Origin of the sequence: Bacillus hominis, assembly GCF_018332515.1 — a bacterium.
Lineage (GTDB): Bacteria > Bacillota > Bacilli > Bacillales > Bacillaceae_G > Bacillus_A > Bacillus_A hominis.
Genome location: NZ_BOQD01000616.1, coordinates 1 through 222, shown reverse-complemented (window position 1 = coordinate 222; position 222 = coordinate 1). Strand labels below are relative to the sequence as shown.

At 32.0% G+C, this 222-nt stretch carries 1 protein-coding gene; it reads left to right on the top strand.

Annotated features, from left to right (window positions below):
- Positions 1-173 (top strand): ATP-binding protein (locus KI356_RS27640; protein WP_238486260.1); only part of this gene is annotated, 173 nt, incomplete at its 5' end.
- Positions 174-222 lie beyond the last annotated feature (49 nt).

Here is a 222-nt window from a genome sequence, read left to right as displayed (position 1 = left end):
TTTTTGAACGTTTTTATCGCGTGGAGAAATCACGATCGACAAACACCGGTGGATCTGGGCTCGGATTAGCAATTGCAAAAAGTATTGTCGAATTGCATAAAGGAACAATTGAAGTATATAGTGATGATAAAAAGACAACTTTCACTGTAAAATTACTTCCATACAAATGTTAATAAGACATATTTTTAGGTTCAATTTCTTATCTAATAAGAAATTGAACCT